Source organism: Dyadobacter luteus, from assembly GCF_003383615.1.
GTDB lineage: Bacteria > Bacteroidota > Bacteroidia > Cytophagales > Spirosomataceae > Dyadobacter > Dyadobacter luteus.
On sequence record NZ_QNUL01000007.1, the window covers coordinates 49,256 to 70,204 of the forward strand.

Annotated in this window: 19 protein-coding genes; 4 read left to right on the plus strand and 15 right to left on the minus strand. The window is 43.0% G+C overall.

Features of this window, described 5'->3' with window-relative positions:
* Window positions 1–27 precede the first annotated feature (27 nt).
* The 4 genes from DSL64_RS11305 to DSL64_RS11320 form a co-directional block, all read right to left on the minus strand.
* Window positions 28–603, minus strand: coding sequence for an RNA polymerase sigma-70 factor (locus DSL64_RS11305; protein WP_115830991.1), 576 nt, complete (start codon window positions 601–603; stop codon window positions 28–30).
* A 188-nt stretch (window positions 604–791) separates the two neighbouring features.
* On the minus strand, window positions 792–1,781 hold the full coding sequence (locus DSL64_RS11310) for an alpha/beta hydrolase (RefSeq protein WP_115830993.1): 990 nt from the start codon (window positions 1,779–1,781) through the stop codon (window positions 792–794).
* Window positions 1,782–1,806: 25 nt separating this feature from the next.
* On the minus strand, window positions 1,807–2,799 hold the full coding sequence (locus tag DSL64_RS11315; RefSeq protein ID WP_115831151.1) for a pectinesterase family protein: 993 nt from the start codon (window positions 2,797–2,799) through the stop codon (window positions 1,807–1,809).
* A 1-nt stretch (window position 2,800) separates the two neighbouring features.
* On the minus strand, window positions 2,801–3,751 hold the full coding sequence (locus tag DSL64_RS11320) for an alpha/beta hydrolase (RefSeq protein ID WP_115830994.1): 951 nt from the start codon (window positions 3,749–3,751) through the stop codon (window positions 2,801–2,803).
* 206 nt (window positions 3,752–3,957) lie between these two features.
* Here DSL64_RS11320 and DSL64_RS11325 point away from each other — a divergent pair, with 206 nt between their 5' ends.
* From DSL64_RS11325 to DSL64_RS11335, 3 genes are all read left to right on the plus strand, one after another.
* Window positions 3,958–5,082: an alpha/beta hydrolase gene (locus tag DSL64_RS11325; protein WP_115830995.1), complete on the plus strand. Its 1,125-nt coding sequence runs from the start codon at window positions 3,958–3,960 to the stop codon at window positions 5,080–5,082.
* A gap of 151 nt (window positions 5,083–5,233) precedes the next feature.
* The gene (locus tag DSL64_RS11330; RefSeq protein ID WP_115830997.1) at window positions 5,234–6,421 is read left to right on the plus strand and encodes a CehA/McbA family metallohydrolase domain-containing protein; all 1,188 of its coding nucleotides are present in this window, start codon (window positions 5,234–5,236) and stop codon (window positions 6,419–6,421) included.
* Between the two features lie 13 nt (window positions 6,422–6,434).
* Window positions 6,435–7,979, plus strand: coding sequence for an ArnT family glycosyltransferase (locus DSL64_RS11335; RefSeq protein ID WP_115830999.1), 1,545 nt, complete (start codon window positions 6,435–6,437; stop codon window positions 7,977–7,979).
* 78 nt (window positions 7,980–8,057) lie between these two features.
* Here the strand turns inward: DSL64_RS11335 and DSL64_RS11340 are convergent, their stop codons facing one another.
* The 11 genes from DSL64_RS11340 to dapA all read right to left on the minus strand — a co-directional run bounded on the left by DSL64_RS11340 (window position 8,058) and on the right by dapA (window position 19,039).
* Window positions 8,058–9,653: a peptide chain release factor 3 gene (locus DSL64_RS11340; protein ID WP_115831000.1), complete on the minus strand. Its 1,596-nt coding sequence runs from the start codon at window positions 9,651–9,653 to the stop codon at window positions 8,058–8,060.
* A 245-nt stretch (window positions 9,654–9,898) separates the two neighbouring features.
* Complete coding sequence (locus tag DSL64_RS11345) at window positions 9,899–10,510, minus strand: inorganic pyrophosphatase (protein WP_374755830.1); 612 nt, start codon at window positions 10,508–10,510, stop codon at window positions 9,899–9,901.
* A 50-nt stretch (window positions 10,511–10,560) separates the two neighbouring features.
* A complete protein-coding gene (locus tag DSL64_RS11350) occupies window positions 10,561–11,547 on the minus strand; it encodes a glycosyltransferase family 2 protein (protein WP_115831002.1) in 987 nt (328 codons plus the stop codon).
* 64 nt (window positions 11,548–11,611) lie between these two features.
* Window positions 11,612–12,334 (minus strand): tRNA1(Val) (adenine(37)-N6)-methyltransferase, encoded by a 723-nt coding sequence (locus tag DSL64_RS11355; protein WP_115831003.1) that lies wholly within the window; start codon window positions 12,332–12,334, stop codon window positions 11,612–11,614.
* A gap of 3 nt (window positions 12,335–12,337) precedes the next feature.
* Window positions 12,338–12,979, minus strand: coding sequence for a ribonuclease H1 domain-containing protein (locus DSL64_RS11360; RefSeq protein WP_115831005.1), 642 nt, complete (start codon window positions 12,977–12,979; stop codon window positions 12,338–12,340).
* A 54-nt stretch (window positions 12,980–13,033) separates the two neighbouring features.
* The gene (pepT, locus tag DSL64_RS11365; RefSeq protein ID WP_115831007.1) at window positions 13,034–14,266 is read right to left on the minus strand and encodes a peptidase T; all 1,233 of its coding nucleotides are present in this window, start codon (window positions 14,264–14,266) and stop codon (window positions 13,034–13,036) included.
* Between the two features lie 599 nt (window positions 14,267–14,865).
* Complete coding sequence (locus DSL64_RS11370; RefSeq protein WP_115831009.1) at window positions 14,866–15,330, minus strand: pyrophosphohydrolase domain-containing protein; 465 nt, start codon at window positions 15,328–15,330, stop codon at window positions 14,866–14,868.
* Window positions 15,331–15,425: 95 nt separating this feature from the next.
* Complete coding sequence (locus DSL64_RS11375; protein ID WP_115831011.1) at window positions 15,426–15,995, minus strand: MarC family protein; 570 nt, start codon at window positions 15,993–15,995, stop codon at window positions 15,426–15,428.
* 82 nt (window positions 15,996–16,077) lie between these two features.
* Window positions 16,078–16,791 (minus strand): NUDIX hydrolase, encoded by a 714-nt coding sequence (locus DSL64_RS11380; RefSeq protein WP_115831013.1) that lies wholly within the window; start codon window positions 16,789–16,791, stop codon window positions 16,078–16,080.
* A gap of 104 nt (window positions 16,792–16,895) precedes the next feature.
* On the minus strand, window positions 16,896–17,963 hold the full coding sequence (locus DSL64_RS11385) for an aminotransferase class V-fold PLP-dependent enzyme (RefSeq protein WP_115831015.1): 1,068 nt from the start codon (window positions 17,961–17,963) through the stop codon (window positions 16,896–16,898).
* A gap of 185 nt (window positions 17,964–18,148) precedes the next feature.
* Window positions 18,149–19,039 carry a 4-hydroxy-tetrahydrodipicolinate synthase gene (gene dapA / locus DSL64_RS11390; RefSeq protein WP_115831016.1) on the minus strand — a complete coding sequence of 297 codons (891 nt, stop codon included), beginning with the start codon at window positions 19,037–19,039 and terminating at the stop codon, window positions 18,149–18,151.
* Window positions 19,040–19,765: 726 nt separating this feature from the next.
* Here dapA and DSL64_RS11395 point away from each other — a divergent pair.
* Window positions 19,766–20,812, plus strand: a complete 1,047-nt coding sequence (locus DSL64_RS11395; protein ID WP_115831018.1) for a T9SS type A sorting domain-containing protein — start codon at window positions 19,766–19,768, stop codon at window positions 20,810–20,812.
* Window positions 20,813–20,949 lie beyond the last annotated feature (137 nt).

The following is a 20,949-nucleotide window of genomic DNA, read 5'->3' on the forward strand; positions in this document are numbered from 1 at the left end:
CATCTCTACGATTTATCCAATAAAAATTTATTTTAATCTTAAAACAATCAACAGAAGAACCAGATATTCCTGAAAAAACGGTTTCAATGCTTTTAGCGCATGACTGATATGATATTCCACCGTGCGCTCCGAGATTTGTAACTGCGAGGAAATTTCCCGCGCAGATTTAAATTCAAACCGGTTCAGAATAAATATCTCTCTGGTTTTGTCAGGAAGCTCTTTCACCTGCCTGTTCACTGAGGACACCAAATCATTGAAAGCAACCTGATGATCGGTGTTATAATCCATCGACGGTGATGACTGCACGTGTACCACATACTTTTCCTTCACCAGCCGGCTCCGGAAAACATTGATGATAGAATGCCTTAAAGAGCTAGTCAGATATGCCTGTGGGTTCTCCACAAATATGCTATGCCGGTTCTCCCATAGCTTTACAAACAAATCCTGCACAACATCTTCAGGGTTGTCTGTGGAAGGCAGCTTGTTATGAGCAATAACTAGTAACCTTTTCCAATGACGCAGATATATCTCCTGAAAAGCCACTTCGTCGTCGGCTCTCAGGAGATTAAATAATGCTGTATCGCCCAGGTTCTTGTAGTCCATTTCGCTTTGCCTAAGAAACAGTTAACAAAAAATGAAAATTATATTATGGAAAGTATAAATAATATCAAATCAAGATTCCATATCAATTTGCATCCATTTTTGCTATTGAATCACCAGTAAAGCAGGGTAAAACAAAATTTACTCTTTAAAACTTATAAAAAATTTATTTCTTTCTGTATTCTGTTTGGCTATCGTTTTCCAGAGGGGAAAACTTTATTCATAAAATCCTTGATGGCGACCAATGTAGGCTCAAACCATGGGTTGAAAAACATGAATGTATGCGGTGCATCAGGAAAAGATTTGATGGTGTTATAGGTACCATGTCCGTCCAGCACTTTAATAAAATCCGTTCGCCCCGCATGCATCCTGTCGACAGAACTGTTAATAAAAATGGTAGGCGGCGTACTACTGCCAACGTGAGCCAACGGAGACGCTTCCTCCCAGATCTCACGCCGTTCTGCTTTTGAATAGCCAAACCAATAGGTTCCTGCCGAAATGGATTTACTGTCATTCCCTTCTCCCGATTCCGGGTGAACGAAGGAAAGAGTACCGTCTATATCTATCACCGCCTGAACAGTACTTGGATACTTTGCATTTTCAGGATCGGGACCGTCATACTTTTTATTGCCGTTGGTAGCACCGGTAAATGCAGCCAGCTCACCTCCGGCAGAAAACCCGAGGATCGCAATACGCGCGGGGTCGATACCGTATTGAGCTGCATTGGCTTTGATCCAGCGAACGGCCGCTTTCACATCATACACCGCTGCCGGGTACAAAGCTTCGGTTGATAACCGGTAGTCGGCGGTGATCGCAATAAAACCCTTATCTGCCAGGCGACGGGCAAGCGTAGCGTTATGCGTACGGTCACCGGAACGCCAACCACCACCGTGAATCATCAGTATGGCAGGCGCCTTGGCTTGTTTTTCTCTTTTCCTGTAAATGTCAAGCAAAAGCTTTCGGTCTTTATTAATGGTACGATAAGGCACGTTGCGAAGCACGGTCACGCTGGCGGGCATAGTGGAATCTGCCAGGGTAATCGAAGGATGGTATTTTAATTCCTTCTGATAGGATCCTGCCACCGTAAAGCTGGTATCAGGCACTCCCGATGGCTGAATCTGCGCAAGAGCTGGTAATGAACCTGCTACCAAGGCAATCGTCCAAAAGCGTTTTCTTAACATCGTATTGATCGTGTAAAGTGGATAATCAAAGTGTTTTGGGGTCCCAGCCGGAGAAAATATTCTGCAAGGTATACTTTGCTCTTTCTGCCTTGGTAAGTTGTTTTGACCAGCTTACACGTGTCTTGGGACTAGCACCGGGCCCAGTACTATTGTATTCAGCATAGAACGTAGTTTTCTCTTTTTCAGGAAACATTTTATCACCCTTCCACGGATCCCAGCCTTCTTTCACAATATGCGCTCCCAATTCAGTATCAATAAACACCGTTTTGCAATACGGACGCCACGGTCTGCCCAGATAAACCTTCGTTGCTTCCTCAGCCGCAGTAAGTTTACAATTGAAAAACACATAACCGAATGGCTGTTTTTGGGTTGTCGAAGCGGCTGTTACATAGGAGTTGGACAAACTTTTGATCTCGCAGTTACTGAAAACGACGGTTGCCTCTCCGAAAAGAAAATCGGTAGTACCAGTGATCAGGCAGTCTTTGAAATAGTTACGCCCATCTTTGGAAGTATATAATGTATCCTGATTACCCAGAATATTACAGTTACTTACCACAATTCTGTCCGCTTCGGTGGCCAGTGCAACGGCCTGCCCTACTCTTCCTGCGGTATTCTCAATAGTCAGGTTTTGCAGCACGCAGTCATTTGCCTGAACAAGTACCGTATAAGAAGTGTAGGTACTGTATTTTGCATTTTGTGTAAAATCCTTGCCCGGAAAATCTTTACCGGAATAATCATTTCCTGTAATAATGGTTGACTCTTTACTTTCACCGATCAGAGCGATATTTTTCTTCCAGGCAGGTATCACGAGTTTTTCTTTATACGTACCTTTTTTGATGCTGATGACAGCCTTAATCTCCGAATGATCTCTGACCGCATTCACAGCTTCCTGAATGGTAGTGTAGTCACCGCTGCCATCCTGAGCAACTGTAAATTTCTGTTCAACAACCTGAACCTGCGCCAACGAAGCGCTCCAAAGCAATACCGAGGCAAATAGGAAGCCTACTTTTTTAAACATATTAGTTTGATTTGTTTTCATTGATAATACCGATTTCCGTAAGCCATGCCTCGCAAAGAGAAGTCCAGAGATTGGTTGATCCCGGATTATTTCTGAGTGCTATGGCGTGTCCGCCCTGATTAAATATATGCAAACTGGAAGGAATCTGATGATCCAGCAATGCCTGATAAAATAACATACTATTTTGAGGCGAAACGGCCTTATCGTTAAATGCATGTACCAGAAAAGCCGGCGGTGTATTTTTGGTAACCTGCTTATGCAAAGAATACTGATTAACCAATGCCTCCGACGGAGACGGTCCCAAAAGATTATCGCGGCTTCCTTTGTGTGCGTATTTACCTAAATCTATGACCGGAGATATCAACAACATAAAATCTGGGCGGAATTTAAACTGATCGTGACTATCGTTGTTTTTTGAGAAATCAGTTTCAAAAGTGCCCAAAGTAGCTGCCAGATGCCCGCCTGCTGATGTTCCCAATACACCTATTTTATTCGGATCGATACCCCACTGATCCGCATGGGCGCGTATCATCCGCATCGCACGCTGTGCATCCTGCAAAGGTGCTTTTTCCCTTTCTTTCAAATCCGGAGAAAGTGGCAATCGGTGATCAAGTACGAACGCATTAATTCCCAGTGTATTGAACCACTTGGCCAACTGAAAACCACTGATATTGAATGATAAATGGTGATAACCTCCGCCGGGAATGATCAGTACCGCCGCCCTTTTATTCTCTTGCACCGAAGTAAAAAAAGCATGTATACGGGGATTTACCACCTGAAACAGACGCTCGTTATTGATACTGTCTTTCTGACTCAGGCCTTTTGAGTTCGGCAACTTCCCCTGCGGCCACAATGGAATCACCTCCTGTGCAGATATATCGAAGCTCAGAAACAGATAGAAACAAAAGACAAATACAGCTTTTACAATTGATTGTACACTTATATGATTCATGCCGGACAGCTTTCCATTAATTTTATGTGTCACTAAAATAGTTGACGATACTATAGACACGTAACCATATATTCGACCGCAAAAAATTTTAATAATTATTTGAATAGCACAAATAAAACCTAACTATTGGGTGAGATTCTTTGAAGATTTTACTTTGTAAGCCAAAACGGAAGTGTCCGGAAGAAACATCAATCTACAGATAGTTTATGAAGAAACCCTACCTCATCGCCGGCCTTGGAACAATGGCACTCGTCGCTATTTTTATAACCTATTTATACATGGGTAAAGCTTTTGAGGCAAAACCCTGGGAGCCCGAAAAACCTTATCCCTACAAATCGGAAGACGTTACATTTGAAAACAAACCAGCAAAAGTTAAACTCGCAGGAACACTCACTTTGCCATCTGAAACCGGCAAATTCCCTGCGGTTATTTTGATTACAGGAAGTGGACCTCAAAACAGAGATGAAGAAATACTCGGACATAAGCCGTTTCTTATTCTGGCGGATCACCTTACCAGAAATGGCATAGCTGTATTGCGTTACGACGACCGTGGAACTGCGTCTTCTACCGGTGACTTTCAAAGTGCAACCGGTGTTGATTTTTCTATGGATGCGGAAAGTGCTTTGGCTTATCTCAAAACGAGAAGCGACATTGACACAACACGGATTGGGCTGATTGGGCACAGCGAAGGAGGCATGGTGGCAACACTGGTAGCTGCCCGAAGAGCCGATGTTGCATTTATGGTATTGCTTGCCAGTCCGGCAGTAAATATTCTTAAAGGGTTAGTGACGCAGGATAGTCTCATTGCCCGCTCATTCGGGGTTTCAGAAAAAGAGGTGGAAGAAATGAAAAAAGTAAACCGGCAAGTATATGAACTTGCAGCCAGCGATATCAGTAACGACAGCCTGAAAAGCCAATTGACAATACTTGCAAAAAACAACGAATTGAAACTTCCAGGCCAACTGATTCCTCCGGGTGTAACCAAAGAACAAATGATGGAAGCAAACATTCAGAGATTTTCTTCGCCCTGGTTTCGGTACATCATCGACTATGACCCTGCGGTAGATCTTGCGAAGATAAAATGCCCCGTATTGGCACTCATCGGTGAAAAAGACCTGCAGGTAACGCCTTGGGACAATCTCCCACTTACCCAATCTATTTTAAAAAATGCAGGAAATACGAATGTCGTAGCCAAAGAACTGAAAAATCTCAACCACTTCTTTCAGGAATGTGAGACCGGTTCTCCCAAAGAGTATGCTGACACCAGCCAGATGTTCGCATCGACGATGCTGTCAGAAATATCGGCCTGGTTGAATATCCGGATTAAGTAACCCAACACAGAAATAAGGAAACTCCAAACTTACCTAAAGTTTCCCCATTTCTTTTAACCTCATTATTAAGCTATAATGAATAAAATTTAACACATCATTTACCGGCGAACTTCACACTGAGTTAAAATTGCAATCTCATATTTGTGCCGATATGAGGACATTTCGCACTTTCGGCATCGTATTTTTGACCTGGGTTTTATGGCTTCTGGTCTCCCAGTATTTTTTCTGTAACAGATATTCATTCCCGGATCCGGTGGCGTTTGAAGGATCTGAAATCTTTAATCCTTACGATTCGTTAAATCCCGCTCACTGGGTTAAGGGAAATTTCCATGCACATGCCCATGCCTGGAACGGTATCACCAACGGACATGGAACGGCGGAAGATATACATGCAGCTTACGATTCACTGCAATATGGCGTTCATTGCGTTTCCAATTATCATCAGATTGATACCACTCACAGCACTTCACTGGCAACCTATCTGCCCGCCTACGAGCATGGCTACAACATCCGGAAAACACACCAGCTCGTATTGGGAAGTACGGGTGTACAATGGATTGATTACCTGTTTCCGCAAACGGTTCATAACAAACAGCACGTACTTAATCAGTTGAAACAATGGGGAACCGTTACTATTCTGAATCACCCCGGTCTTAGAACCGGTTACACTGATGAAGATATGGCACAACTGGAAAATTACGATTGTATGGAAGTTCTGAATCCTTCAGTCACTTCCACAAGCGCCTGGGATGCAGCCCTATCCGCTGGAAAGCGGGTTTTTATTGTCGGAGATGACGACATCCATAATGTACTGACAAAAGAGCGCCTTGGTACGATGTGCACGTTTGTTAATCTTCCGAAAAAATCAGGACAAAATGTCCTGGAAGCCTTACGTACAGGAAAAAGCTACGGAGTCAAAATCGGGAAGGAACAGGATTTAACTGATATGCCTTATCTCAAAAAACTTACAGTAAATGTGGATTCTGTATTGGTAGAAATGAGTCATCCCGCCAACGAGATTTATGTAACCGGGCAGGAAGGGAAAACGCTAAGCAAGAAGCACGGTGCTGACCAGATCAGATTCAGAATCTCCAAGGACGATCATTATGCCCGTACTACCTTTCATTACACCAACGGTACCAGTATATATCTGAACCCGGTTTTCTTCACATCACCTTCCGGTTACCAGCCAGGTGTGCCGGTAATTCATCATCAGGAAACTTTGCTGTACCGTACTGTTGGTATACTTATTCTCGGGACATGGATGGCTCTGATCTGGAGACTAACGGCCGGCAACCGTCCGCAGAGGTTCAGGCTACGCCGATTGGTTTTCAGATAAAACAGGGACCCAAATGACCTCAATCCGTACGTTTGTCCAGAACATTTCTGAAAAACATTTTCTTACCTGGATTATAGTAGTCAGCACTGGTTTACGCCTGCTCGCCGCATCAACAACAAGTCTGGGAAACGACGAGGTCTATTATTTCACCTATGCCGTTCAGCCAGACTGGAATCATTTTGACCATCCTCCGCTTGTCGGCTTATTGATCAGATTATTCACTTTCAACCTGACGATCCTCAATGAAGTAACTGTAAGACTGGCAGCTATTGCAGGCGCCGCATTGAATACCTGGCTGATTACTCGCTGCGGGAAATTACTGCTAAACGCACGCGCAGGAATACTTGCCGGACTGTTGTACAATGTCTGTATCTACACCAGCATCATTTCAGGAACCTTTATCATTCCGGATTCTATTCAGCTCACGTTCTGGTTGCTCGCCTTACTGACTGCTTTACAAACTGTAGGTACGTCCATACCCCAAGAGTTAAACCGTAAATTAATCGTTTTCGGAATCTACACAGGATTGGCGATGATGTGTAAAATTCATGGCGCGTTTCTATGGTACGGTATGCTTGGTTTTATTGTTTTTCAGAAACCATCCTGGCTCAAAAACCGCGGACTTTATATAGGCTTACTCGCGAGTCTGGCGATCATTTCACCCATATTATTCTGGAATATCAACAATGATTTTATTACCTGGCGCTTTCATAGCGAACGCGTGGAGGTAAATCAGGGCTTTAACTTCAAATCCTTTCTGGTAACAACCATCGGGCAAATCGCTTACATGAATCCGGTTATTTTTGTAGCCGTCCTGTTCGCCTGGATTCAATACAAATCGGACTGGATCAAAAGCGAAATGTTCTGCTTGCTCATGTGGATTAGTTTGCCAATTATTATTTGCACGTTGTTTATTTCCATGTTCAGGTCTACATTACCTCACTGGAGCGGCCCGGGGTTCATCGGACTGCTACTACTCACGGCCGTATCGGCAACTTCCGGTCATTCTCAACTGCTCCAAAAACTAATTCGTATATCAGTAGCGTTTGCGATTTTTGTATTTTTAGCCGGGCCTCTGCTGATCAACTTCTATCCCGGAACACTCTCTCCCGCACCTGATGAAAAATTGGGTGAAGGAGATTTCACACTGGATATGTACGGTTGGAACCAACTTTTACCTGCTTTTCAAAAGATTCGTAATCAGGATATTACCGAAGGGACAATGTCTGCAACAGCACCTGTGATTGTTCACAAATGGTTTCCGGGAGCACATGTTTTTTACTATACGGCCTATCCTCTGCGTATGCCCATACGCGGTGTTGGTAACATGCAGGATCTGCATAAATTTGTGTGGATGAATACATTATCCATGCCGATCAGCACAGGTGAGAATGCCTATTACATCGCTACATCTAATAATTTTATCGATCCGGTCAGTCTTTTTTCCGAAACATTTTCATCCATAGAAAAAGCTGAGACCATAGCTCAATACCGAAGTGGAAAAACGGCACGATACTGGTACGTCTACAGGCTGTGCGAAGCGAAAAAAAGCCTATAAAAAAGCCGGCAAAATACATTCGCCGGCTTCTCACTATGAAATCTATAGCAGCTCTGTTATCGAACTATATGCTTTGATTTAAATTCCTACTTCCGTTTTGAATTCCGATGTAAAATGGAAATGAATCGCAGGATTGTTCTCTCTGTTCATACGAATCATCCATTCCGACTCAGCCAGAAATACCGGATTTCTGTCTTTATCAAAAGCGATCTGGTTACCTTTCAAACGAACAAACTGATCCATCGCAGGTTTATCGTCTGCAGTAAGCCAGCATGCGCGCGAAATGTTCATCGGTACCCAGCGGCATTTCGCTCCATATTCGTGCTCCAAACGATATTGAATTACATCAAACTGAAGTTCCCCTACTGTTCCAACAATTTTTCTGTTTCCAAGATCAAGGTTAAATAACTGCGCTACTCCTTCATCTGTCAACTGTTGAATTCCTTTTTCCAACTGTTTGGACTTCATTGGGTCCAGATTTATCAACTCCTTAAAAATCTCAGGTGAAAAGCTGGGAATACCTGAAAACTGCAGCTTCTCCCCTTCTGTAAGTGTATCACCGATTTTGAAGTTACCTGTGTCATACAAACCAACCACATCACCAGGGAAACCTTCATCCATCACACTCTTATCAGAAGCCATGAAAGTAAAAGGACTTGAAAAACGGACGTCTTTGCCCAACCTTATATGTTTGTAAAACTTACCTCTTTCAAACTTGCCGGAGCAGATGCGAAGAAAAGCAATACGGTCGCGGTGACGCGGGTCCAGGTTAGCGTGGATTTTGAAAATAAATCCTGTAAACTTCGGCTCCGTAGGTTCTACAGGACGAACATCAGTAGGGCGTGGCTGCGGAATAGGCGATATTTCGCAGAAAGTATCCAGCAATTCCTTAATACCGAAGTTGTTGATTGCGCTACCGAAAAATACAGGAGCAAGCTCTCCACTTTGATAAGCTTCCTCAGAAAATTCATCATAAACCCCTTCAACAAGCTCCACATCTTCCAATAATTGCAAGGCATCACGCTCGCCGACAAGGTCAGTCAGACTATCATCTTCCAGACTCACTTTTGCTACATTGCTCTCAATCTTGGTTTTATTGATGGCGAAGAAATAGAGCATTTGCTCATAGAGGCTATATACCCCTTTGAACTGCGCGCCCATGTTGATCGGCCATGTAAGCGGACGAACTTTGATTTTGAGTTTGGTCTCCAGTTCATCTAACAGCTCAAATGCATTACGGCCTTCTCTGTCCAGCTTGTTCACAAACACGATCACAGGCGTATTACGCATGCGGCAAACCTCCATCAATCGTTCCGTTTGCTCTTCCACACCCTTCACACAGTCAATCACAAGAATTACGCTATCGACAGCCGTAAGTGTACGGTAGGTATCTTCAGCAAAGTCCTTGTGACCGGGTGTATCCAGAATGTTGATCAGCAAATCGCGGTATTCAAATGTCATTACCGAAGTAGCCACCGAAATACCACGCTGCTTCTCAATCTCCATAAAGTCGGAAGTAGCAGTCTTTTTAATCTTATTGGACTTTACGGCACCGGCAGTCTGAATCGCACCTCCGAAAAGAAGTAGTTTTTCAGTCAGAGTCGTTTTCCCGGCATCCGGGTGACTGATAATCGCAAATGTCCTGCGTTTCTTTATTTCCTGTAAATTACTCATCTATTGTTTTTTATCTTCTTTCGTACAGATCAATAAAAAGCATTTTGACCTGCTCCGTTCTTTATTGACAGCACGTTACAGATAACTCTGTGGTTGTCTTTATCATCTCAGTGTCTCCCTGTGTAAGCTGTAACCAGCGGCTCAACCAGAAATTTTGCACAAAGATAAGCATAAAGAAAAGCCGTCCCTATATGGAACGGCTTAAATTGCTTTATGGTCAGCTATTTAGTAGACTGAACTTCCTCTCAGTAGAAAGAATGCTTGTAATCTTCAACCGAAGTCATAATTACTTCATGCGCTTCTTCTTTACCGTAAACATTGGTGATTTCGATATGTGCTTTCTCGCCGGGAAGGTTTTTGTAAGTCAGGAAGTAGTGCTTAAGGCGCTCTACGATACCCTCAGGAAGCTGGCTCAGGTCAGAGAAACCGCCATAAACTTCATCTCCTTTCAAAACAGCGATAATTTTATCATCTGCCTCTCCACCATCGATCAAACGAATACCGCCGATTGGCTTAGCCTGACACATGATATCTCCGTGAGAAATGATTTTTTCGCACAATACCAGGATATCAAGCGGATCACCATCTCCCTCTGTAACATCACGACCAGAACGCTCTCGTGCAAGAGCAGCGATTTTTTCTGCGCAATAGGTTTTTGGGATAAATCCGTAAAGTGCCGGTACAATGTTGGAATACTTTTGCGGGCGGTCGATCATCAGATAACCCGTAGCTTTATCTATTTCGTATTTTACTGTATCTGTCGGAACAATTTCAATAAATGCTGTAACCAGTTCAGGTGCATTCTCTCCCATTGGAATACCATGCCAGGGATGGGCTTTGTGTACGTTAGCGATCATTATTTAATGTATAAAAGGCTTAACTTGCTACTACTTATTATTTTGAGTGTTTATATTTTATTCGTTTCTCCTGCTTTGTCAGAAATCAGATAATCACCTGTTTTATTCACCGACTGCTTCACAAACAATTCCCCAATGAAACCCGCCAGGAATAATTGCGAGCCTACTGTAATTGCTACCAATGCCAGGAAGAACATTGGGTTTTCTGTTACATTTCTGAATGGCTCATGGGACACATAAATCTTGTAAATTTTTGAAGAGATCAGCCAAAATGCGATTAAACTCCCGAAAAAGAACATCAGTGTTCCCAGACTGCCAAAAAAATGCATGGGTCTGCGACCAAATTTATTAACAAAAGCGATGGAAAGTAAATCCAGAAAGCCGAAAATAAACCTTTCCAGACCGAATTTTGTATGACCGTACTTTCTTGCCTGGTGTTGTACTACTTTTTCTCCGATTTTTGCAAAACCGTTCCATTTGGCAATCACAGGAATATAGCGGTGCATCTCTCCGTAAATGGTGATATTCTGAACCACTTCCTTGCGATACGCTTTCAGCCCGCAATTGAAATCGTGTAACGTCACACCTGAGATTCCTCTGGTGGCTGCATTGAAAAGCTTGGTAGGAATTGTTTTCGTGATCGGATCGAAACGTTTCTTTTTCCAACCTGATACAAGATCGTAACGTTCGTCAGTAATCATCTTGTATAGCCCTGGTATTTCATCCGGGCTATCCTGTAAATCAGCATCCATTGTAATCACAACCTGCCCTTTTACTGCCTGAAATCCAGTTTGTAAAGCAGCTGTTTTACCATAATTACGGACAAAGCGCATGCCACGGATGCAGGGATTTTTACGGGAAAGTTCTGAAATAACAGCCCATGACTGATCCTTACTTCCATCGTCGATAAACAGAATTTCGTAAGTAAAGTTATTAGCAAGCATCACACGCTCAATCCACGCGCTAAGCTCCGGCAATGACTCTTCTTCGTTGAATAGCGGAATTACTACGGAAATCTGAATACCAGAGTCAATCATGAATAAATAAAACGGGGAAAATCTCCAACTTTCTTTTAAAGCCCAAAGTTCGCATTTTTCCTGATCAAAATATCAAATAAAAGTCTTTCAATAAATCTTTAAATGCGTCGGTATAGGTATTCTCTTGTGTGTTGTAGATATGCAAAACAGAATTAACAATCTGACTATCAGAAATATATTTCCTCGAAAAGGTCATAATATGCCTGAATGGTTTTTTACTGCTATTATGCTGAAGAATGAGTGAATCAGCTAAAAACCAGCCATCAACCAACGCTTTTTGAAGAAACACACCCGCTTCGTCAACTGGCAGCAGAATATGAAATTTGCCCTCATCGGTTAACAGTCTGTCGATAGCTGTCAGTAATTCGTCAAAAGTGAGCGAAGTGGCATGATGCGCCTTGTTTTTTTGCTGATCCGGAGACAACAGATCTGACTGAAAAAAAGGCGGATTGGTGATGATACAATCGTATTTTTTATTGGGTTCATAAGACTGTATAGACTGATGAAAAACCTGAATACGTTCGGCAAATATACTTTCCTGTAAATTTTCGGTTGCCTGGTTAAACGCGTCGTCATCCAGCTCTACAGCATGTATTTCCGCGTTAGAATTGCGTTGCGCTGCCATCAGTGACAGTAAACCCGTTCCAGTTCCGATGTCCAGAATATGTTCAGCCTCGCCAAGATCCGCCCAGGCACCCAGTACACAGGCATCTGTACACACTTTCATGGCCGACTGCCCCTGATGTACGGTAAATTGCTTAAACCTGAAATACGAATTCTTTGCCATCGATTATTTTCTACCGAAGTCAGCAGGATTTTCACCCCAATATTCCGTTTCCCATTTCAGGATCGGGTTGGTAAATTTATTGGCTGCCAGCCACCTTTCGGCACGCTGCAGCATTTCAAAAACCGGCTTGTTGCGCGGTGTGAGTTCCAGCTTGGTATTGGCGTGCTTCTTCTTAATCCAGGCAATCGCCGTCCGGGAATCGCTGTAGATGGGCAGGTTACTTTCTTTTTTTTGTAGGTAAGCAAGTCCGTGCACAATCGCCAGAAACTCACCAATATTGTTGGTAGCATCTTTGAAAGGCCCCTGAAGAAATATTTTGGTCCCCGACTGTAAATACACGCCCTGGTATTCCATATCGCCGGTGGCCGTATTCCAGGCGGCGTCTACCGCAATGGCTTCTTTCAATGGTTTTCCTATGCTTGCGGGTGGAAGTGTGGTAGGTTTGGGCGCTTCCTTCTGCCCTGCACGTGCTACAAACTCCCAATAATTACGCTGAATGGCATTTTCAGCATCCTGTAGTGAATCGAAAGATTTATAACGCGCATCCTCAAAACCCTTGATCTGCGCCTCACACTCCTTCCAGTCAGTGAAAACACCCGTTTGCCTTCCCTGCCACACTACATAAAATTTAGTCTTTTTTGCCATAAATTGATGTCAAACCTATTATCAGATTCTTTGCCTGAGAGCGACAGAATCTTGTCACGCTTCTTCTTCCCAAACCTTACACAAATTCACAATCACCTCCACTGCCTTTTCCATATCCTGCACCGAAACCCACTCCAAACGTGAATGAAATGCGTGTTCGCCAGCAAAAATATTAGGGCAAGGTAAACCCATGAAAGACAACCGCGATCCATCGGTACCACCCCGGATACTTCTGGCTGTGGTTTCTAGTCCACTTCGTTTCATTGCTTTGATTGCATTCTCAATTACTTGCGGGTGCTGATCCAGGATTTTTTTCATGTTTCTGTATTGCTCCTTCACAACAAGTTGCGCAGAAGAACCGGGATAATGCTGAAGTACTTCATTAACAATACCTTGCAGCATGTCTTCTTTTTCTTTTAAACCTTCTTCAGTAAAATCACGTATGATAAACTCTATAATCGCCTGCTCCTGAATACCTTCAAAATGAACGGGATGAATAAACCCTTCCTTATCCTGAGTTGTTTCCGGCGACAAACTATCTTTGGGTAAAGAGGCCAGAATATCACCCGCAATTTTCAGCGCGTTTTCCAATTTTCCAAATGCATAACCCGGATGCGTACTCACACCGGTGATGGTAATTCTGGCACCATCTGCGGAGAAAGTTTCATCTTCCAGTGTACCCACAGCTTCCCCATCCACAGTGTAGCCATAATCTGCACCCAATTTTGCAAGATTCACCTGCTCTGTCCCACGCCCTACCTCTTCATCTGGTGTAAACAAAATTTTGATATCCCCATGTTTGATCTCCGGATGCTGCATCAGATACCAGGCTGCCGTCATGATCTCAGCAACTCCCGCTTTGTTGTCAGCTCCGAGTAATGTAGTGCCGCTTGCTGTGACGATATCATTGCCAATCTGATTTTCGAGATCATGCAACTCATTCTTACGTAATATCTGTGTAGGGTCGTCGGGCAATACAATATCCGTTCCGTCCCAATGCTGATGTACAATTGGCTTCACATTTGCACCGGTCACGTCAGGTGAAGTATCGACATGTGAGCAGAAGCATATTACCGGAACATTCGGCTTATTGGAATTACCCGCAATTGTGGCATATACATAACCATGCTCATCCAAATGAGCATCGGCAATACCCATTTCCTGCAATTCCACCACAAGCAGATTGCTCAGATCACGCTGCTTTGCAGTACTCGGAAAGGTTTCAGAATGCGGATCAGATTGCGTATCAATTTGCACGTAGCGGAGAAAACGGTTGAGAACGGACATGGGGTTAGGAGTTAAAAATGAGAAGTTAAGAATTAGGAGTTAAGACTTGGTAGTTAAGAAGTTAGAAGGAGTTTTAGGAGTTAGTTTTCAGGCAATCCCCTTAGGGATGCAATTTTGATAGGAATAAAACGTCTCAACAAAATTCCGGAGTAACATTGCATGCTTACAGCATTTCGAATTCATTTCATACTTATTCGGCTACCGAAATTGCATCTCTACCGAGATTAGTAAATACATCAAACATCTTGCCATCGTGCCAATAATTCATACGGTAGATTAACACAATTACACCCCGCACAAACAATTCTCTCAGGGATGTAATTTTGGTAAAATGAAACGCCACAGCAAATCCCGGAGTGCTGTAGGTACGTAACGTTGCATGCTTACAGCATTTTCGGATTCCTTACGTATTCTAATCCGCTACCAAAATGCATCCCGATGGGATTCAAATATTCGATTCATTGTAAAATAATTCCGTAGGGATGCAATTTTGGTAGAAAAATAAAACGTCTCAACCAAATCCCGGAGTGCCGTAGGTACGTAACGTTACATACCTACGGCATTTCCTATTTGTACCTCATTTCCTATACCGACAAATATCACCCTATAATCCCCGACAAATTGGCCGGTGAATAATTAATATTTTTCAAAGTCTTATCGTCTGCCGTACGGTAGACCAGATATTTACCTGAATCCTCTTTGTAATAACATTCCGTACCTTTTGCCTTATAATGTTCCACAGTCGCTTCTGCCTCTTCGATAGTCAGACAAGCCTTTGACATATTGGATCTCTGTACCTCATCAAATAGTTCTCTGAACTTATCCCCCAAGCCAAATTCCAGCACAGCACCTGACAATACATACTGAAGATCGCAAAGTGCATCAGCTACTTCAACAATATCCTTTTCCAGGATCGCTACTTCCAGTTCTTTCAATTCTTCCGCCAGCAATGCTACACGCAGTTTACTTCTTTCCTCTGAAGGAATTGTTGGCTGATCGAGAATGGGATGTTTGAAGGTACGGTGAAATTCCGCTACCTGGTTCAGGCTATCCAATTGTTGCATAATAGTAAATTGTTAAAATAGCGCTTTGGGCACCAAGCCTTTAGCTAATGATTTATTGTTTGTGGATTATGACTAAAAAAGACACCAACCTACTCCTAAATTCCTAGATTGGTTTTGAATAATTTGACCGCTATGGCCAACAGGATTACACCAAAAACTTTCCTTAAAACTTCAATTCCTCCGGGTCCCAGCTTATTTTCAAGCCAATTGGAAGATTTCAGAACAAGGTATACGAAGATGAGGTTGAGTAAAACCCCAACCAGTATATTTTGAATTTCGTAGGCTGACCGCAACGCAAGCAACGTCGTCATCGTGCCGGCTCCTGCAATAATAGGAAAAGCAATGGGGACTATTGAGGCTGCTCCGGTATCAATGCTTCCATGTTTGAAAATATCCCGACCCAGGATCATTTCCAACCCTAACAGAAAAAGTATAATCGCCCCGGCAATCGCAAAAGATGCCACATCGACCCCAAACAGCCTCAACAATTTCTCTCCTAAAAAGAGAAACAATACCATGATACAGCCGGCAACAAGTGTGGCTTTTTCAGACTCTATTTTCCCCAGTTTTTTACGAAAATCGACGATCACTGGTATAGAACCAAGTACGTCAATCACAGAAAACAAGATAAGAGATACCGAAACAATTTCCTTCAAACTAAACATAGGAGTGCCTTTTTGCCCGCAAAGTTGAACAAAAGGTGTTGTTTACACAACGTTTTCCCGGTTTGGAATGAAATAAAAAGGCTTACACGCTACCACTCGGCAGGAAGTTCAGGAAGGTATTAAATTGCTTTTTGTACTTGTCTTCGTCAATTTTATAGAAGTATGCTCCCTTTTTAGAATAGCCCCTCTGTTTTTCATCTAATTTAATCAACAAATTGGTAGACAACAGTTTGCGACTAAAATTCCTCTTATCCAATTCAGTTCCGAAAATGGCCTCGTAGAGTTTCTGCAACTGAGGAATCGTGAACTTTTCCGGCAGTAATTCAAAACCGATCGGATGCTGGGAAGCTTTATAGCGCAGATGCTGAATCGCCATATTCACCATAGCTTCATGGTCAAAAAGCAACTTAGGTAAATCCTGCATGGCAAACCACTGTGCTTCGTAATTCTTGGATATTTTGTGATCATAGTCTTCTACATTGATCAGCGCGAAATAAGCGACCGATACAGTCCGCTCCACAGGATCACGTTGCGGACTTCCGAAAGTATACAGCTGTTCGAGATAAATCTCTGTCAGGTCTGTAAGTTCGTACAAAATCCTGCCCGATGCCTCCTCCAGACTCTCATCCGGCTGCACCCACCCTCCCATCAACGACCAGGTATGCTGCTCTTCTTCTATACCACGCTTCACCAGAAGCAGTTTAAGTTGTTCTCCGTCAAAACCAAAAATGATGGAATCCAGGGCTACCAGACATTTCGTCTGACGTTCATATTGTTTTAATATATCTAATCGCACGTAGTCGTTATTGGAAACTGGTTATAAAAAATTGGAAAAGGGTTCGAGCCGAATTAAATCCAAAACAAAGTTAAAAAAACCAAAAAGGTGTGTAACTACTCAATTCAGGAATGAGAAATTGAAAACAAAAAATTCCGTAACAGCGAAATGTCTGTCATTGTAATGGCCGGAAAGTTCGCAATACGAAAACTGGTATCTTTCCATTTACCGTATCCATTGCCCAATTGCAACCCGGCCTGTTTGGCTCCCGCCTTAATTTTTGTAATTGTCTCCCTGTCGGCCTGCACGGCAATTACGGTATCTGAACGAACCGCTTCATTAGAAATCAGCAGCTCGTAACCATGATCAGTCAGAAATGTGTACCACTCCCTAGCGCGGTTATGTAATTCGACTGCGGTTTCATCAATACCCGGAACCTGCTGCATCACGCGCCCCAACAAATATATACCTAATGTATTAGGCGTATAGGGAGTTTGAAACTTGATAAAGTTCTCCCTGACAAATAAAAAGCTGTTGTAAAAATTACGGTCTCCAATATGTTCGGCGCGCGCTACAGCAGCCGGTGAAACCACCATCACACCCAGCCCGGCCGGCAACCCAAAGCATTTCTGTACAGAAGCATACCATACATCCGCATCCATCCACGGTAAAGCAACACCCGCCATCGAAGAAGTAGCATCCACTGCGATCAGCTGTTGCGTATGACCTCGTAATGCCGATAAAAACGAAACCGGTAACATCGTTCCATTGGACGTTTCGCTGTGTGTCACACAAATTACGTCGTGTCCCAGATCAATCTGCAAACCTGACACATCCGGCACTTCATTAATCCCGAATTCCCATCCTTCGGCCCCCGGTTTAATCTTCTGTGTATATTCAAGCCACTTCGCACCAAATGCTCCGTTGTAAATATGTAGACTCGACGTACCTACAAGCGACTGCGCAATGATTTCCCAGCATTCTGTCGCAGAACAAACCAGATATACTTCATAGTCAACAGGAACCGACAATGTTTCTTTGAGAGAAACGATTGTACTTTCAAGCATTTCCATAAACACATCGCTGCGGTGGTTCACACTGAGCACACCACTTTTGTAAGCGTCGTGCAAATAGTTTTCCGCTTGCGGATATACCTTGGATGGACCGGGATAAAAAGAAATTACAGGGTTCATTGACATTTGCTATATGCTGATGAAAAGTGAAATGTAAGCAGTAAAATTGAAAAGTGGTATGAGAAATAAAAAAGTGAGACATAAGAACGGATTCTTTTGTCTCACTTTCTATTTCAATATTCTTTTTTGGAGATGCATCGTACGATTACGTTCAGACCGCAAAAAATGCGTTCAGACCGTAATTATCAGATAAACCCTTCTCTCTTCATTGCATTTTCAAGCTGAGCGCCAAGTTTGTCTGTAGCTTTAAGCAACGGCAAACGAACATCTGAGCTACAAATACCTTTAATTTCAAGACATTTTTTAATCCCCACGGGATTTGATTCAATATAAAGCAGCGTGTCAAACTCCAGGAACGCGAGCTGTAATTTTGCTGCTTCAGGGAATCGTCCTTCCAGCGCATGCCAGGTAAGGTCTGTGAATTCGCGCGGGAATGCATTGGCAATCACCGAAATCACCCCATGCCAGCCTACACTCACCATGGTTGTTACCAGGTTGTCGTCACCGGAAAGCAGGATAAAATCCTCAGGTACACGTGCAGCCAGTTCCATACTTTGCTCAATGCTTCCACCAGCATCTTTGATACCGATGATGTTCGGATGAGCAGAAAGCGCAACAATCGTATCCGCTTTCATGTTGATTACCGTTCTGCCCGGGACATTATAAAGCAAAACCGGAACAGGGGAAGCATCTGCGATAGCAGTGAAATGCGCTATAATCCCGTCCTGAGAGGGTTTGTTATAATAAGGACAAACCGACAGGATTGCATCAACGCCTGAAAAGTCAGTGTTACTGATCGTTTCCAGAACGGCTCTTGTATCGTTTCCGCCTACACCATATACGATAGGCAGCGACTTGGTGTTGTTTTTGATCGTAAAAGCAAGGATGTCCTTCTTTTCCTTTGAAGTAACTGTTGGAGACTCACCGGTGGTGCCTTGTACAACAAGATAATCTACACCTCCGTCAGTAACAAGGTCAATGAGTTTTTTCAGACCAGGGTAATCGATTTCATTCTTTTCATCAAAAGGTGTAATCAGCGCTGCTCCAACCCCTTTGAAACGTGAGTCCAATGGCATTATATTCTTATATAATTGGTTAATTTCAAAATGCAAATGTAACGAAGTAATCTGTAATATGTATTTAAAATTGGGGGACTTTTGGGTTTAGCGGAATATTTTGACGGAGGTGTATATAAAGCCTGATTTTACTTATATGGCTATGCCACCCTTCTTGTTCACTCCTAAGGTATCAGTTACTTCTTACAAACAAGTAGTTGATATACAATCTTGCACCTCTACGAAGTATAACTATACGATAAAAAAATAACACCTTTTTTAGTTTATTAAAAAATTTATTGTCCATTTATTAATTTCAAATTCCATTACCTGATAAGGCACTTAAGGACCTGATAAGGCGATGAAAAAACCCGATTAATCCCTCCACGTTATGAAACTATCAGTACATTTTTGGGCTTTATCGCCTCCTCCGATTTCCTGCATCGCACCATGCAACAGCCTCTATTCACAGTGTAGATTCAGCTTCCGGCAAAAGGAACTCATGAAAGTTCTGTAACACTGTATTTACTGATTTTGAGGCTGCTGATCAGATGGTATTTCCTGGTCTTGTACTATGCTCTGAAGCGCAAGCATTTCTATAAGTGCCTGTTACCTGCTGTAGCTTAATCACTCATGTTTCACGATAACCCAACGCTATGGTATAGACTTATCCTTTTAAAATCCAAAGACCAATTTGTCTGTAAGACAAGTTGATGAACAATTAATCCTCCTCTAAAACTTATTGAAATGAAATTGAAAGCTACATTTTTAGTGCTGCTGCTCTGTGCGTGCACTTTTGGAAAAACATTTGGTCAGGCTGATCCCGGTTGCGGCGGCATGATGTTCAGCAAAACTGCTTTTAGTTATCAGGAAAGCGGAACCCTGGAAGTTGTCATTGGAAATTACTCCGGTGGGTTCAAATCCGGCGCCAACCTTACCGCTTACGATGCGACGTTTACCGTAATTTTACCGTACGTTCTGAAAGTGAGCGGTGAAATCGATTTTTCGCGCTGTCCCTTTCCACTGACCATCGTAAGCCAGATGATGAACGCATTGGGATCAACAATCATCACTTTTACCGTACCAAAAGGCATCAATAAAGGAGTAAACGGTACTATATCTATTCCCGTCACCGCGTACAAAGCAGACGCAAGTATTTTGTACGCATCTGTAAGGACTGATGCCAACCTCAGTTATCCGCCATCCGGAAACCTTTTATATACCAACGACCAGCTTTCCATACCAGTTTTCGTAAACGCTGCATTACCAGTGACGCTTTCCTCTTTTAAAGTGACCAAAGAAAATGACCTGGCTACATTAAACTGGACGAGCACCTCAGAGAAAAACAGCGAAAGATTCGAGATTGAGAGAAGTACCGACGGGAAAAGCTGGAAACAAATTGGTACGGTAGCATCCCTGGAAAACAGCACTGAAAAGGCGGATTACGACTTTATCGACGCAAAGCCTGAACAGGGTATCAATTACTATAGACTGAAAATGATTGATCAGGACCAAACCTTCGCCTACAGTGGCATCAGGAATATTACGCTGGACCCAATAGAGCTGAATATCTTCCCTAACCCTGTTGCCAACATACTGAACATCCGCACAGGAAACTGGGATAAAGTGCGTACGATACAGCTTGTGAATATAAATGGCGAAGCGGTGTACTCTACCAAAGGAAAGGCCGAAAAAACAGTTGATGTTTCAAACCTGACTCAGGGTACTTATCTTGTTAAAATTGAACATACCGATGGAGCTATTGTGAACAGGCGAATCCGGGTACAAAGGTAAGTTGGCATGGTGCGTTGGGCATTGGAACGCATGATGTTGATTCCGTAGCCTGTGTCCTCACAGGCCACGGATCAGCTATATCTTTCAGGTACTGATAAATCTGACACTAATTATTAAGGAGTACATAGTCCCGTGAA